This is a genomic window from Bacillus sp. AFS031507 (genome assembly GCF_002584635.1).
GTDB lineage: Bacteria > Bacillota > Bacilli > Bacillales > Cytobacillaceae > Neobacillus.
The window spans coordinates 1-1,012 of the sequence record NZ_NUOW01000053.1 but is presented as its reverse complement, the minus strand read 5'-3'; the positions used below and the strand labels follow the sequence as shown (position 1 = coordinate 1,012).

At 31.7% G+C, this 1,012-nt stretch carries 1 protein-coding gene and 1 pseudogene; one reads left to right on the top strand and one right to left on the bottom strand.

Annotation, left to right across the window (positions count from 1 at the left end):
• Window positions 1-117 (top strand): annotated as a pseudogene (locus tag COE25_RS31950) (cell wall hydrolase); the annotation flags it as partial.
• 189 nt (window positions 118-306) lie between these two features.
• Here the strand turns inward: COE25_RS31950 and COE25_RS27770 are convergent.
• A complete protein-coding gene (locus COE25_RS27770; protein ID WP_098934951.1) occupies window positions 307-648 on the bottom strand; it encodes a hypothetical protein in 342 nt (113 codons plus the stop codon).
• Window positions 649-1,012 lie beyond the last annotated feature (364 nt).

The following is a 1,012-nucleotide window of genomic DNA, read 5'->3' as shown; positions in this document are numbered from 1 at the left end:
AATCCACATGCTCCATGCCCTCCAACATGGTACGGACAACCTAAATCTGGTCAATTTAAAGAACATTGTTTTTATGAACCAAAACCTGGAACATGTGATACTGTTTATGGAGGTTAAGCTTACTCTTTGAGTAAGCTTTTTTACATATTTAGAATATTTACACAAAATAAAACTTTTAATAATAGTTTTTATCTAAGAATGCAAGATTGTGAAATATTGTACTTAAGCTAACGGCTGCGTAAGTTCAATAAGGAATATTAAAAAAACTGCCTGTATCAATCGGAATTTAATTGTCCTTATATATATTTAACTATTGGGTCCTTCTTTTTTTAATTTATATTCTATCCCGTTTTCTATATAGATTGTGTTTTGTAATCCGGTTTGGATTACCAGATATTCAAATACATTTTTTGCTGTGCTTCTGATCATCGCGCTCAGACCTAGGCTGTCAAACACGCGTGCATAGCAGCGGATTATCAACGTATTATTTTCTTTAAACAGATGATAATATACGGTTTCTTTCTGTATTTTCGAAAAACAGTGGATAAATAGATATTCATCTGTTGGTTCTATTCCTTTTATCAAAAGTTCTTTTTGAACTAGTCGTTTTATTTCTGCAATTTGTTTCTCTGATAAATTTATTCTCATACCGGCTTCACCATCTTATTTTTGATTGGTATTCCATCCATTTTCATTATACGAAAGTGGGAGTTCGCCTGTCACACAGCGCAATCGATGTGAATGAAAAAAACAAACACAAAATTGGACAGAAAGTACTTTAATTAAATCTGGTGGTTACACAATGATTGGTGAAAAAGGTGGTTTAAGTTTTATTTATCAAAAAGCAGCGTAAAATCCCTAGCTTTAGATATGGGGATATAAGCTGTTTTTTTGTTCGATTTTTTAGGATAATGCATTAATTTTACTATACATTCTATGAAGTTCTTTGGTATAATCAGAGTATAAACAGAACATTTGTTCCGTTAAGGGATGGTGAATGAAATGTATCGAT